The sequence below is a fragment of the Brevibacillus sp. AF8 genome (assembly GCF_021270385.1).
Lineage (GTDB): Bacteria > Bacillota > Bacilli > Brevibacillales > Brevibacillaceae > Brevibacillus.
This window is the reverse complement of the sequence record NZ_JAGQDN010000001.1, coordinates 499,236-514,270: the sequence shown is the minus strand read 5'-3', so window position 1 is coordinate 514,270 and position 15,035 is coordinate 499,236. Positions and strand designations below refer to the sequence as shown.

At 48.7% G+C, this 15,035-nt stretch carries 4 protein-coding genes; all 4 read left to right on the top strand.

The features are described from left to right. Positions 1 to 5: 5 nt before the first annotated feature. From edeN to edeK, 4 genes are read left to right on the top strand one after another with little or no spacing between them, the layout of a single operon-like run. Positions 6 to 6,521: an edeine non-ribosomal peptide synthetase EdeN gene (edeN, locus tag KB186_RS01865; RefSeq protein WP_232773079.1), complete on the top strand. Its 6,516-nt coding sequence runs from the start codon at positions 6 to 8 to the stop codon at positions 6,519 to 6,521. Between the two features lie 15 nt (positions 6,522 to 6,536). After that, positions 6,537 to 7,700, top strand: a complete 1,164-nt coding sequence (locus KB186_RS01860; RefSeq protein ID WP_232773003.1) for a pyridoxal phosphate-dependent aminotransferase — start codon at positions 6,537 to 6,539, stop codon at positions 7,698 to 7,700. Between the two features lie 17 nt (positions 7,701 to 7,717). After that, the gene (edeL, locus tag KB186_RS01855) at positions 7,718 to 11,008 is read left to right on the top strand and encodes an edeine non-ribosomal peptide synthetase EdeL (protein WP_232773002.1); all 3,291 of its coding nucleotides are present in this window, start codon (positions 7,718 to 7,720) and stop codon (positions 11,006 to 11,008) included. Between the two features lie 33 nt (positions 11,009 to 11,041). Beyond that, entirely contained in the window at positions 11,042 to 15,025 is a 3,984-nt protein-coding gene (edeK, locus tag KB186_RS01850; RefSeq protein ID WP_232773001.1) for an edeine non-ribosomal peptide synthetase EdeK, read from the top strand. Positions 15,026 to 15,035: the final 10 nt, after the last annotated feature.

Genomic DNA, 15,035 nt, shown 5'->3' with positions numbered 1-15,035 from the left:
TTGTGATGAACAAGATCGACAAAAACAATATAGCTGACATTTTGCCGTTAAGTCCGACGCAGGAGGGCATGCTGTTTTATTACCGACTCCAAAAGGACTCCAATCTGTATTTTGAACAGCATCGGCTAACCCTTCGTGGCAAGTTTCAGCTGGAGTTGTTTACGCAGGCCGTTACGATGGCGTTTGAGGCCAACGAAATGCTCCGTACGGTTTTTCGCTGGGAGGGGCTTCAGGCCCCTGTTCAGCTCATTCTCAAGCAAAAGACATTGGAGATTCCTTATTTCGATTGGAGCGAGTTACCATCTGGAGCGCGTGAAAGAAAACTGTCTGCTTTGTTGTCACAGGACAAGCAAACACCTTTCACGCTTGAGTTGGGCAATACCATTCGCATTCAAGTAGTGAGGATGGAGTTGTATCGTTATGAAGTCATATGGTCATTTCATCACATTCTCATGGACGGATGGAGTTCCGGCATTCTCCTAAGAGAGATATTTACAGCGTATGGGCAATTGTGCTCGGGACAGTCCCCTGCGATCAAGCAGAAGGCGAAATACAAGGAGTATCTGCGTTTTCTCAAAGAAGCTTCGAATGAACAATCGTTATCGTATTGGAAAGATTCCTTACAAGGAATTAGCTCTCCTACGCCGCTTCCCTATATGCGGGATCGTAACGAAGAGCAGCGTTATTCTTCTTATCATCTTCGGCTTAGTCGAACGCTTACGGATACATTGGAGGAAACATCCAAGCGTAACCGCGTGACAATCAGCACACTGTTGCAAGCCGCGTGGGGGATTTTACTGCAAAAATACAGCGATACGCGGGATGCTCTTTTTGAAGTGGCGTACGCTGGTCGTCCTGCCCATCTCACTGGAGTAGAGGAAATCGTCGGACTCTTCATCAAGACGTATCCACTCCGGGTCAAACGGACAGAAACGACAACAGTCAAAGATCTGCTGGGTGTCATGATGGAAGAACAGCACCAGATGGCCCCGCATTTGTACGTGCCATCGGTTGAGTTGAAAAACTGCTCAGAGATGGACGCACAAACCCCTTTGGCGCACAGTTTGTTCGTTTTCCAAAACTATCCCATCGACAAGACGCTGGCCGGATTGGAACTTGACTTCGAGCTGGAGAATATCACTTCACATGAAACAACCGATTATCCATTGGTGCTGGAAGTAACACCAGGCGATGAATGGACAATCCATGTCAACTACCAGGCATGGAAGTTTCAAGCGACGGAAATCGAACGCCTGGCGCTTCACTACCTGAGCCTTCTCGAGCAGATTGCGGCTGATTCGGATCAAGAGATTCGTGACCTTACCCTGCTCAGTGATCGTGAGCGGCAAGAGATGATTGAGGAACAGATGAAAGTCGTGCCAGTTCCGAGTAATTACTGCGTGCACGAGTTGATTGATCAAGCTGCAGAAAAAACACCGGATGCAGTTGCGCTTATACACGGAAAGCAGACTGTGACCTACAAGGAGTTACAAGAACAAGCGAATCGCCTGTCTTGGGCTCTGCAAAAGGAGGTGACAGATGCAGGCCGACCGATAGTTATCATGTGTGATCGTTCCCCTGAGATGATTACTGCACTGCTGGCTATCCTCAAAGCTGGGTGTTACTATGTCCCGCTTGATCCAGACTTGCCAAAAGCGCGAATTGAACAGATCGTAAGCCAGATTCAGCCTAGTCTGATTGTGACAGAAGGCAGCTATCTGGAACTCGTCGCTGACTTGCAAACAAGGGTGTTTCGACTGGATGAACCAGCATGCTGGGCACAGGAGTTAACTCCAACACCACAGCGAAAAGCAGCACCTTCAAGTACGGCTTATGCCATCTTTACTTCTGGTTCGACAGGTACGCCAAAAGGTGTGCGTGTAAAGCATGATCAATTAATCAACGCTCTTTGGTGGCATATAGAATTTGTCGGGTTCGGAGAGCAGACGAGAACGTTGCAGATCGCCACATTAACTTTTGACGCATCGGTTGTCGAGATTTTTTGCACACTGATCAGTGGCGGTACCCTTTGCTTATTGCAGCGACTCGAAAACAAGTCCCCGCAAAAATTAGCGGCTGCCATCGAGAGTCAACAGGCAAACGTGATACTCGTCGTCCCTACGATGTATCACGCTTTGCTTGACCACGTGGCTGATGGCTCGCTGAATTCGATTCAAAAAGTGTTGTGTACAGGAGAGATGCTGTCTTCTTCATTAGTGGAAAGACATGCAGCCTTGCTCCCTCAAGCGCAGATGTACAACTTGTATGGTCCGACGGAAAATAGTATCTCGGCATCGGGGTATTGTGTACCTCGACAAGGGCCTTTTGAAAACCCGCTTCCGATTGGACATCCGAGTTACAATGTTCGTGTCTTTCTTCTGGACCAAGATTTTCATCTGTTGCCCAAAGGGGTAATAGGGGAGATGTACGTAGGCGGGATGGGAGTAACGGAAGGGTACATCGCTGACGAGGAAAAAACCAGAGCGTCTTACTTACTGACCCCATATGGCAGACTTTATCGTACAGGAGACTTGGCTTGCTGGACGGATGAAGGACATCTGCAATATTTTGGTCGCAAGGATTTCCAGATCAAGATTCGTGGCAACCGCGTTGAATTGGAGGAAATAGAAGCTGTCCTGCGCCGTCAGCCTGGTGTCAGGGAAGCAGCGGTAGTGGCCATTCAGGAGTCAAAGCGCGATCCTTATCTGGTTGCATGCTTGGCTGCAACGCATCCCATTGAGGACCACGTACTGCGAGAAGCAGTGCTGACTTATTTGCCTGACTATATGCTACCTGCCTTTTTTGTCCATCTTGATGCCTTGCCTCGGACGCAGAGTGGAAAAGTAGACAAGACTGCCTTGCAACGTCTGGATTACACGAAGTATCGCGCGGGAAAGGAAGAGGCCCCGGCAGATGAACTTGAGCAGCAATTGGCCCAAATATGGCGCGAGCTTTTGGCAATCGAAAAAATAAGCGTGCACGATCATTTTTTCTCGCTGGGAGGCCACTCGCTGAAAGCCGCTCAACTCGTGACCAGATTGCAAAAAGAAAGAAAAACAGACATCACGATCAGGGATGTATTCCAGAACCCCACCATTCGACAATTAGCGGACCGCATCAGGGGGAGACAGCCGATATCCTACGAGCCGATTGATCGGGTCAGTCAAGCCGAGAGATACAGGGCTTCTTCTTCACAGAAACGAATTTTCGTGATGCACGGGATAGAAGGCGAAAGCACCAGCTACAACATGTCGGGTGTAATCTCGGTAAACGGTCATCTGGATGTAAGTCGAGTGAAACGTGTGATTAAGGAAATCATCCAAAGGCATGAAGCATTCCGTACTTCGTTTGCGGTACAGGATGGAGAAGTGTATCAGTACATCAGCGACAAAGTGCCATTTGAGATCCAAACCATGCATAGCGATGGCAGGACATTGGACGAACTGATGGAAGACTTCCGGCAATCCTTTGATTTGATGAAAGCCCCTCTCCTTCAGGTTTGCCTAGTTGAGGTCACAGCTACTCAGCATTATCTGTTGTTCAACTCTCATCATATTATTTTGGATGGTATTTCTCTGAACGTGTTAATGGAAGACTTCGCCAGGTTGTATATGGGTGAAGAGCTGCCTGCACTGCCTATTCAATACAAGGACTACGCCGACTGGCAGTGGCAGAAGCGGGGGAGCGAGCAGTGGAATCAGCAGGAAAAATACTGGGTGGACACTTTCAGCGACCGAATCCCGCTCATGTGTTTTCCACTGGATTACCCCCGTCCTTCCGTTAAGACATTCCAGGGGGATCACCATACGTTCTTCATTTCTGATTCTACGTACAGTGATTTGCATGCATTTGCTAAGCAGAACGAAGTCACAGTCCATGCTGTTTTGATGTCGGCTTATTACGTGTTGTTGATGAAATACACGTCTCAGGAAGATTTCGTTGTCGGTTCACTGGTAGCTGGTCGAAACCATCCCGATTTGGAGCGAATCGTTGGCGTCTTTATCAACTTCCTACCGATTCGCAATCGTCCACGTGCCGATCTTTTGTATACCGATTTTGTACAAGAGGTTCAGCGCAGTCTGTTACTGGCCTACGAACATCAGGATTATCCGTTTGAAGAAATCGTTGCCCGTAGCGCCGCAGGCATTCAGCAAACGCAAAATCCATTGTTTGATACGATGCTGATCTTCCATAGCCAGCGCGAGCAAGAAGTCAAATTTACCCTTGGCGACGTGCAATTTGAAGAGGTTCCGCATGAATCGAAGACGTCGAAGCTCGACTTTAAGCTGGATATTACACCACTCGCCGATCAATTCAGGTGCGTGCTTGAATACGATACCCAGTTGTTTAAAGCAGAGACAATGGAAGGCTTCGCTGGCAACTATTTGCGTGTACTCGCAGCGCTTCTGAAGAATCCAAAACAGCGATTGGATGATGTTGACATCGTGCATCACCAAACAGAAAAAGAGGGCGTGATGAACCGCCTTCATCATGTCGGAGTTGCCGTTCCAGAACTGGGTCCGGCTCAAATCATGTATGGCACTCTCGGATTTGATGCGAGCGATTCCCTCCATGATCCAGAACAAAACGTGTATCTCTCGATGTGCATGAAACCGGGCTGTGTGCCAATCGAGCTAATCGCGCCTGTAGATGAAACGTCACCTTGCGTTCGTTTGTTGGAAGAGAAGGGGACGGGTCCGTACCATCTATGTTATTCTATTTCCAATATTGCTCAATTTTTGAAAAGGTTAGTTGATTCGGATTTCAAATACGATTTGGTCAGCGCACCTAAGCCAGCGGTGCTCTTCAATCATAGACTCGTTGCCTTTCTCTTTGTGGAATCGGTAGGCTTGATTGAACTTGTAGAGAGCGAGGATATGAAGCATGACGAATGGTACAGCAGCGATCAGCAATCTGTTATCCGATTGCTTACATCAGATGCTGATCAGGCACTATCGTTCTTTACCTTCCTCGGCTACCGTGTTCACGAGAAATATCTGGATCGGCAATCGCAAGCCAGTATCATCACACTAGGCAAAGCGGAAGAGAGCAGCATTCAGTTAGTTCAGCCTCGAATGGAGCACTCGCAAGAACAACGGGAGCTCATGAAAAGTGGTTGTGGCGTCTATCAAATCGAGGACAGAGTAACGAATCTGACCGAACGGATCGACACACTGATTGCGTGTGGCATTCCCGTTACGTTTGCAGACCAGGCAGGACGTAATCTGCAACTGACAGATGCCCCCTACCTGATTTTAACGGACGGGAAATCAGCCGCACAAAGAGCTAAGCCGATTCTAGGCGAGTTTCAATCGGAAACAACGCCCATTTATTCCTTCATTCAAGAACGATTGCTGAAGCAGGAACAAGAAGAGGGGATTGTGGCTGTCAGATGTTTTGACATCGAGCTGCGGGGCAGAATCGAACTGGCGTATATGCAGCAAGCATGGCAAGCTCTCGTGCGACGTTTCCCTCAGCTGTCGCCACAAGGCCTATCGGAACCGATTCCGCTCGCGCTTTGTGATTTACAGGAGAAAAGCGAGGCAGAGGCAGCGGTATGGTTGCGAGAACGCTTGACTGCCGAGCAGAAGAGGCCGTTTGAGGACAAAGCAGGATGTTTGGCTCGATTTGAATTGGTAAAGCTGGCGGCTGATCGCTATCGGTTGATTGGAGGTCTGCACAGCTCCTTGAGTGATTGGCGAGGTCTCGGAATTCTCCTGGAAGAATGGGAGGCTCTTTATCAGGCGATTGCACAAGGGCATGAACCAACTGTGGAAGAACCGCCTCGCTACGAAGCATTCGCTGTTTGGCAGAAAAAAATGCTTTATTACGGACATCTCGAGGCCCAGCGTCACGAGTGGTTGACAGCAATAAATCCACATTCTGCTCAACCTTTTGGTACGGGTGGGGTAGCAAAACGAAAGGTCGAGCAGTATATCGACCCGACAAGTCACGCGGATTTACTGCATGTATCTGCTCATTCCAATCAGGAGCTGGGAAACATTTTGCTTGCCTCCTACCTGTTGTTGCTTCGTCAGGTCACCCAGTTGCCGAGTTTGACACTTGGGGTGGTAACGACGAACCGGACGCCAGGTGTGCTGGAACAAACGCTAGGCAACTTTGACAACATCGTACCGCTCACCATCGATATGCAGACGATTCATTCGTTTTCACAATTAGTGGATCATACGAAGCAAGTACGTGCCCGGATGCAAGCGCTCGCGTTGTATCCGTCAGAGCACTGGCAAGCGACGATGAACATGGAATGGCCGACACTTTTTGTCAACCAGACCATTCCGTTCAAAGCTCAGTCGGCAGTTTGGAAACGTGAAGTCAAGCGATCAGTCGAGCCAGAAATGGCCGGAAGTCCGTTAGTTCTTCAGGTAGCAGAAACTTCGGAAGGTATCCATGTCGTTTTTACCTATGATCCAGCTATGCTTCAGACGGCATATGTTGAATCGCTTTCAGATCGTTATGTGAAAATCTTAAAAATGTTAGCAGAAAAAACCAAAATAAAGTAAAAGGGGTAGGAGAATATGGAAATCAGATCCTCAATTAATTTTCACGACGAGCGCTTTTTGATGTTTGTACTGGACCAGATGGCAAATGAGCTTGAGAGAAACGGTGGAGAAGCGATCCGAATGACTCTTGGGAAGTCGGAAATGCCGTTGCATCCCGAAATTATCAATTCTATGCAACAGGCATTGAACAGCTTTGAAAAATATTCGCTCGTGTATCCGGGTGGCCTTCCGGAGCTGAAAGATAAGCTCTCGACTCACTATAAAACAAAATACGATGTGTCCATCAAACCGGAAAATTTCGTGATAAGTGTCGGTACCAGCACACTATTCCGCAACCTGTTCTACCTCTTGCTTAAAGAAGGCGATGAAGTGTTGCTGCCACTACCGTACTACTCGCTTTACCATTTCTGCGCGCTCTTAGTCGGTGCTAAAGTTCGTTATTACAAAATTGATTTGGATACGTTGAGACTTGATGTGGAGTCGTTTAAAGAGAATTTTACAGACAAGACGAAAGTGGTCGTGATCAACACGCCAGGCAACCCGTTGGGAAATATTCTTACAAAAGAGGAATTGTACACGATCGACAGCATCGTAGACGGCCGAGCCGCTATTATCAATGACGAGATTTATGCGAATACCTACTTCGATGACGAGTGCGAATCCGTGATGCAGCTGAAAAATACCAAGTCTACGTTCATCACAACGGATGCGTTTTCCAAAGCGTATCGGATGTATAGCAGACGTGTCGGATATGCGATCGTACCGGATGAGCTGGTGCAACCATTGACGGTCATTCAGCACCACACACTGCTCACAGCTGACCCAGTTGTACAGTTCGGAGCAATGACTGCGCTTGATTACCAGCATGAGGTTGATCATTTGGTCCAACTTTACAAAGGTCGTCGGGACTATACGATTGACGCTTTCCAAAATGTACCGGATGTCCGTGCTCTGCCAGCGCGAGGCAGCTTCTACTTCACGATTGATTGCGAACAATTTATGAAAAGAAAAGGCATCAGCACCTCACTTGAGTTGGCTACACAAATTTTCGAGGCTACACATGTGGCGACCGTACCGGGTTCTGACTTTGGCATCCCGAACACATTGCGCCTCTCATACTCTGCCGCGAAGTATAACGAGGGAATTAACCGTTTGCGGGAATTTTTCACCACCACCTAAAAAGGGGAAGAGTCGCAATGAATGGACGTATGCAGCTCGATCTGGATCTGAACGAGTTTAACCTGCTCACTGATGATGAAGCGAACTTGTTAACCAGAGTCAATCAGACAGACAAACCGTACCGCAACAAAGTAACCATCGCTGAACTGTTCGCCCGGCAAGCGGAAAAAACGCCTGATAGAGTCGCTGTGGTAGAGGCGGATCGAGAAAGAACATACGCAGAACTACACGCGGAAGCAAATCAGCTAGCCCGTATCCTACAAGATGCGGGTGTAATTCCTTCGCAACTCGTAGGAATTCTCGCAGACAGGAGCTCCCGGATGGTAGCGGCAGTTCTTGCAATCCTCCAAGCAGGTGGGGGATACGTCCCGGTTGATCCGCATTATCCCCGAGCCAGAATTCAATACCTTTTGCAGGATAGTCGCTGCAAGGTGCTTGTAACAGAATCCGTGTATCTGGATGAGATCATACCGGATCTCCCTGACAGCATCGAAACGATCATTTGTTTGGACGAGACTTCCTTCCATCACGCAGGATACAAGGTCTATACAGCGTCCGACATTCGCCGTCAAAAGGAAGAGGCGATAGCCCCGGCAGGTTCAGAGGATGATGTTGCGTATGTCATCTACACATCGGGTTCGACCGGTGCGCCAAAAGGCGTCATGATTACGCATAAACAGGTATTGAATACGTTGTTTTGGCTAGAGGAGACTTTTCCACTAAGCGAGACAGACGTGGTTGCTCAAAAAACCTCGATCTCTTTTACGGATTCGGTGTGGGAATTGTTTTGGCCGCTGATGGTTGGATCAAAGCTGTCTATTTTGAAAGAGGAAGACGGCAAAGATCCGGGAGCCTTGTATGACTGGCTGCGGGAGCAACGCATCACAGTCACCCAGTTCGTTCCTGCGATGATGAATGTGTTTCTGGCTCATGTGCACTCTCGTAATGAAGCAGATCCGTTGCCCAATTTGAAGTGGGTATTTAATGGAGGAGAAGCACTGACCGCTAATCTGGTTCGCGAATGGAATCGTTTGTTTCGTGTCGCGCGAATCGCCAATATTTACGGGATGACAGAATCGGCGATATACGCGTCCGTCTTTCTTTGCACCGAACAGCCTGCTGAAGAAACACTCAGAATCCCTATTGGTGTACCTATTGCCAATACACATATGTTCATCCTTGGCCAGACGGGGGAAATTTGTCCCCCTGATGTCAAGGGCGAGATTTGTATCGGTGGAATTGGCATCACCGACGGATATTTGGGCAAGCCTGAGTTGACCGAGAAAGCTTTTACGCATCATCCCATTACTGGAGAGCGCCTTTACCGTACGGGAGATGTCGGATTGCTCAGTGAAACGGGAGTGTTTGAATATCTGGGACGAATGGACGATCAGGTTCAAGTGCGAGGCTATCGTGTGGAACTGAAGGAAGTGGAACGCGCCGTCCTTCAGCATCCTGCCGTGAACCAGGTAGCAGTATTGGCTATGACTGATCAGATGGGCTTGACCGAACTAGCTTGCTACTATGTCGTGCAAAAGGACGGCGTTCAACCGGATGGCCTTCGTGTGCACCTGCAGGAGTGGCTCCCCGAATATATGATCCCGAGTTACTTTATGGAACTGTCCGAGATGCCGCTTACCCCGCATGGCAAGATCGATCGCAAAGCTTTGCCTGCTGTAAAGCCAAGCATTAGTAGCGAATACGTGCCTCCGGCAAACCCTATTGAACAAAAGTTGGCTGAGTTGTGGGCGGATGTTTTACAGATTCCATCCCCTGGTGTACTTGATCACTTTGTCGGACAGGGAGGACATTCGCTGAAGGCCATTCAGCTTTTATCCAGAGTAGAAAGTGACTTTCAAGTGAAGCTTTCCATGCGCGACCTGTTTGATGCTCCTACGATTCGCGGTTTGGCGGATCGGATCACAGGCAGCCTCCAAGAGATGGAGCAAAAACCGATCACTTTGCTCTCTGGTCAGGAATATTACCCTGTCACGCGTGCGCAAGAGCGGCTTTACTTGTTGTGGCAGTTGGAAGAAGATGCTACCAGCTATCATACACCGGGAGTTATGCGGATCACCGGTTCTCTTGATTCGGGGCGTCTGCAAGACGTCGCAGATCAACTCGTCGCACGACATGAGGCGCTGCGCACCTCGTTTCATCTGATGGAAGGTCAGGTCAAACAAAAAGTACACAGTGACCTTTCTGTACGGATCGAGACATGGAAAACAGACGAGGAAGCTGTGGAAAAGACAATCGAACGCTTTTTCCGGCCATTCGATTTAAAGCAAGCACCTTTGCTTCGTATCGGCTTAATTGAGCTTTCATCAGAAGAGCATCTGCTGATTTTCGATATGCACCATATCATTTCGGATGGCATATCCAAGTCTATCTTGCTTGAGGAGTTTTGTTACCTCTACCAAGGACAGGTGTTGCCGGAATTGTCGGTACAGGCCAAGGAATTTGCTTGGTGGCAAAGTGAACAAGCTGCCGAGATCGGCTGGGCCGAGCATGAAGCATACTGGTTGCAAGCATTTTCCGAGCAGCCACAACCATTGGCAATCCCGACCGACTATCCTCGCCCACAAACCATGACATTTGATGGCGACGAGTTGCTGACTGAACTGTCTGGAGAATGGCTGGAAAAACTTGACTCGTTTACCCGTCAAAGTTCTACGACGCTGTACATGCTTCTGTTGGCCGTCTATTCTGTTTTGTTATCGAAATACAGCAATCAGGAAGACATCGTCGTTGGTTGCGACATGGATGGTAGACAACGTGCGGAGTTTGCCCCTGTTGTGGGAATGTTTGTGAACACCTTGGCCTTGCGAAACTGGCCGAAGAAAGAATTGACCGTCGAAGAGTATATCGGGCAGGTACGCCAAAACGTGCTTAGCGGTTTTGAGCATGGAGATTATCCATTCGATCAACTCGTAAGCCAGATTCAATTGACTCGGGATCCAGCAAGAAACCCCTTGTTTGACGCTATGCTGACCCTGCATCATGCAGCGGAACAGCAAAAAGTCAGTCTCGATCAAATCGAGTTTGCACCGTACGAGTTCAGACGCAAATCTGCCATGCTTGATCTGGCTTTGGAAGTGGTGAAGGCTGAGGATCACATAGGCATGCACTGGCAATATAACACGAACTTGTATCACAGAAGAACAATCGAGAAGATGGCTCAAGACTTTGTCATTCTATTGGAGCAAATGGTAGCCCACCCGAACCGAACCATCGGACAACTTCAGATCGGTCATGGAGTAGTACAGGTTGCACAGGGACAAGTGGACGACGATGACTTTGCTTTTTGAGAAATACATGACGGACAGAAAAGAGGGATTGGCTTGACAACGATAACGGCACAAAACATCTTGCTGGCCAGTGGGCAGTTTGATCGCGAAAAAGACTTTTGGATGGAGAACCTCTCTCGAGAGTTTCATTCACTTGACCTTCCAACAGACTCTCGGGCCTCGTTTCAGCGTCAGTCTGAGCTTCGTGAGTTGAACATCGTGTTTCCAGACGAACTGAGCAGGGCGCTGATTCATTTGAGCAATGGCTCAGATCAACGTTTGTTCATGGCTTTGCTGAGTGGATTGGGCATCTTGTTGTCCAAATACACGGGACATCAGGACATATGCGTTGGAACGGCTATCTTTCGTCAAACAGAGCCGGGTGAGTTCTTGAATAAAGTGCTGCCTCTGCGTCATCAGGTACTCCCGGAATGGAGCATCAAGGAGCTGCTGCAAGAAGTTCGGCAGACTTTAAAGGCAGCTGTGGAACATCAGAACTACCCAATCTTGCGGTTGATCGAGGAATTGCAAGTACCGCAGCAGGGGAACAGCACACCGTTCTTTGAGGCGACTTGCTTATTGGACGTTCTTCATGATCAGGACAGCCTGGAACAGGTATCGAGCGAGTTGCAGCTCCTCTTTTCTAAAAAGGGGAACTCGCTCGAATTACTTGTGCGTTACGTGGGGCAAAGATACCAACTCAGCATGATGGAACGGATGATGGAGCACTTGGTCCGTATCTATCAGGTCATCGTAACCCACCCGAATCAAAAAATCGCCGAGATCGCGTGCTTATCTGAGGCTGAGGTACGTGAGTTAGTTCTTTCATTCAACGACAATCGGATTGATTTTCCGCGCGATCAGAGCTTTGATCACCTCTTTGAGGAGCAAGTAAAAAAGACGCCTCATCGCAAAGCGGTTACAGACGGAAAATCAACGTTAACCTACCAGGAATTAAACGAGAGATCCAACCGACTTGCGCGCCATTTTATCCAGCAAGGATTACGACCTGGCACAAAAATCGGTATCTATATGAAGCGTAACGTGGATACGCTAGTTGCGATTCTTGCAGTGTTCAAAGCGGGAGGAGCCTACGTACCGATTGATCCAGACTATCCGCAGCATCGGATCCTGTACATCGTGCAAAAGAGCGAGATTGCAGGGTTAATCACTCAGCCTGACTTGCTAGATGGATTGGAGCAGATTCAAGCATCCTCGCCTGAGCTGAAGTATCTCTATGTCTTTGGTTCATCCGATCAATCCGTAGAGTCACTATCGGGAGAGAACATCGGTCGGGAGAGTGCGGGAACAGACCTGGCTTACATCATCTTCACATCGGGCACGACTGGACAACCAAAAGGCGTAATGGTGCACCATCGCGGAATGATTAACCACATTTTCGCTAAAATCAACGACCTATCCCTCTGCGAAGATGATCTTGTCGCACAAACGGCTTCGCTTTGCTTCGACATTTCCGTTTGGCAATATCTGGCTGTTCTGCTGGTGGGTGGCTCTGTGCAAGTGGTCGATACAGAGACGGTAATGGATACGCAGGCTCTTCATAACGTACTCCGTTCCAACCGCGTCACCGTAGCGGAAGTGGTACCTTCTCTGCTCTCCGTGCTGCTTGATCTCGTCCAAGAATGGCCGGACTCCGAACGCAGCTTCCCTGATCTGCGATGGATGGCAGTGACAGGAGAGGAGTTGCCAGCTCCTCTGGTAAGACGCTGGTTTGCCTGCTATACGGAAATTCCATTGGTGAATATGTACGGGCCAACGGAAGCATCCGATGATATTACGCACCACATTATTCGGGGGATGCCCAGCGATCAGCAGATTGTGGTTCCTATCGGCATACCGATCCAGAACACTCATATTTACATACTCGATCAAAATCAGTGTATTTGCCCACGAGGCGTAAAAGGAGAAATTTGTGTAGCAGGTCCGGGGGTTGGATACGGCTACTACAAAGATGAGGTACGGACACAAAAAGTTTTTGTAGCAAATCCGTATGCCAACTGGGTAGAAGACCCTGACTACCAAGTACTCTACCGTACAGGTGATGTCGGACGGATCACGGAGGACGGATATATTGAGTACTTCGGGAGAATGGACAATCAAGTCAAGATTCGGGGTTACCGAATCGAATTAAGTGAAATTGAACAGGTGATGCGTAGACATCCAGCGGTTAAAGACGCAGTGGTCTTGGCGCTTTCAGAGGAAACAGGTGCAAAGTACTTATGTGCCTATGTCGTTCCCCAGGAGGAATTTTCCGCACGAGATGTGCGTGATTATCTGTTTACTGTGCTTCCGGAATACATGGTGCCGATGCACTATGTAAAACAAACCGTATTGCCACTTACCCCTAACGGAAAAGTGGACAGAGGGGCTTTGCCGAAGCCCGGCATACAGGATCGGGTCGACACATCTATTTTGGTGTCAGCGACAACCGAGACGGAAAAAGCTCTCACCCACATCTGGGCGCATGTGTTACAGCTCGATCCAAACACAATCAGTGCTCGGGACAATTTTTTCGCTCTAGGGGGGCACTCGTTAAAAATCAACGCGGTAGCTGCCCAGGTTGCACAACAATTTGGCGTTCAGCTTCCACTGCGAACCTTGTTTAATCACCCAACGATTCAGGAGCTTGGCAAGGTGATAGATGGCGCAGACAAGACCATTACGAAGAGACGATTCTCAGTCGAAGCCAGAACGTACTATCCGGTTACGGCCGCCCAGCGAAAGTTCTTTATTCTTCAGCAGGTCAATCCGGCAGACACAAGTCTTCACATTACGGCTGCCCGTTTCATCGAGGGTGAGTTGAGCCGTGAGAAGGTAGAACATGCTTTTCAAGGATTGGTTGACCGCCATGAATCTCTTCGTACCTCGTTTGATTATAGTGATGGGCAAGTGGTTCAAATTGTACATGATTCGCTGGCCTTCCATTTGGAAGTGAGCGAAGCCAGTGCAGAGCAGTTGGAGGCCAGTCTGGCAGCGTTTGTACGACCATTCGACTTGCGTCAAGCACCCTTGTTGCGTGCAGGGCTAATCAGGATTGCTCCGGAAAAGCATCTCTTGATGTTCGACATGCACCATATCGTTTCAGACGGTGTATCCATGGATATTCTCGTAGAGGACTTTGTTCGTCTCTATGCAGGTGTGACACTTCCTGCATTGGACGTCCAGCAAAAAGAGTTTGCTGTTTGGCAGGAATCTGCACTTGAGTCAGGGGAGCTTCAAGCTGACTATTGGGCAGACTTGTTTACCATCCCGGCTCCACTACTATCGATTCCGACTGATTATGAAAGGCCAGAATCTCTTACGTATCCTGGTGCGACGATTGAGTTCGATATATCGGCAGAGGAGAGGCAGCGGTTGCTGGAACTGGCAACGCAGGAACATGCGACACTTTACATGGTACTGCTGTCGGTTTACAACATGCTGCTTGCAAAATACAGCGGTCAAGAGGATGTCGTTGTCGGAACTCCAGTAGCTGGCCGTAAATTTGCAGAGTTTGATGAAGTGATTGGGATGTTTATCAACACGATTCCTTTACGAAATTATCCAAAAGGCGAGAAAACCTATCGCGAGTTTCTTGCGGAGGTCCGCGAGCATACGCTTGCCTCTTTTGAACAAGCGGATTACCCGATTGATCTGTTTGTCCAGACTCTTGGTCTTGAACCAAATACAGGTCGTCAGCCTCTTTTTGATACGATTTTCGTCCTGCAAAACATGGACAATCCAGAAGGGGAACTGGAGCTTCAGGGAATGATCGTCAAAAACTATCCCCTGCAAAACAAGACGGCTAAGCTTGACCTTCATCTGTCGGCTTATCCGGTTTTCGACAGACTTACATGTAAGCTGGATTACCGCAGTGACCTGTTCCGCAGAGAGACGATGGAGCAGTTTGTGAGTGACTTCAAAAGCTTGTTGCAGCAGGTGATGGAAGATCCCCAGCGCCTCCTGCAAGACTTTGAATTGACCCGTGAGGTAGCCCTTATTCAAGCACAGGGCGTCGATTGGGATTTTGAATTTTAGAGCAAGCGGT